This window comes from Brachyspira sp. SAP_772, assembly GCF_009755885.1.
Lineage (GTDB): Bacteria > Spirochaetota > Brachyspiria > Brachyspirales > Brachyspiraceae > Brachyspira.
Map to the genome: position 1 here is coordinate 1 of NZ_VYIX01000134.1, position 758 is coordinate 758.

Annotated in this window: 2 pseudogenes; one reads left to right on the top strand and one right to left on the bottom strand. The window is 20.3% G+C overall.

Annotated features, from left to right (window positions below):
• A pseudogene (locus GQX97_RS13065) lies at window positions 1-548 on the bottom strand (hypothetical protein); the annotation flags it as partial.
• Between the two features lie 116 nt (window positions 549-664).
• Between GQX97_RS13065 and GQX97_RS13070 the strand changes: the two are divergent.
• A pseudogene (locus GQX97_RS13070) lies at window positions 665-758 on the top strand (tRNA-dihydrouridine synthase family protein); the annotation flags it as partial.

Here is a 758-nt window from a genome sequence, read left to right on the forward strand (position 1 = left end):
AAAAGCATAAAAGCATCTGGATATAATATTGGATTATCTAATAATTTTATTCTTTTAGAGTATAGGTTAAATATTATTTTAAATATATTTATGCAATTTTTATAATTTTTTAAATACTCATATGATATTCTTTGAAATACAAGTAGTTTTAATATAGGGTCTAAATCTAAGTTATCCAGATAATCAATATCTTTATTATAATCTTCTGTTATATATACTTCTTTGCCTTCGATAGAGCTTACTATTTCTGATAAAACTTTATTATCATAATTTTTGTTTATATATTTATTTATAAGATAAAAGTCWGCATGTTTTGAATTGTATTCGTTTATCATGTTGTTTGATAAAGCTTCTACATTTTTATAGCTGTAATTTTTATTTACTATAGAAGATAGTATGCTAAGTAAATATTCAGAGTTTTTTAGAGATACACARCATATTCTAAAATGTAGAAATACATTCCAAGTTTTAGCAAGTTCTTTTAARATATTTATATTATCAAAAATTTCTATATTAAAGTTTCTATTCATAGCAATACATTTTAACATAAAAATTTATTAAATCAATTTTTTATATACTATTTTAGTACTATAATTCTATATTTTTTATTGAAGTTTTTTATTAATTGTTTATAATTCTCTAATTTGAAATAAGGTTTTAGTTTATGAATAGAAAAATAACAATAGCAAATGCTGAGATTCCTTCAAGATTTTTTTTAGCACCTATGGCAGGTTATACTGATTATGTATTTAGAAGAC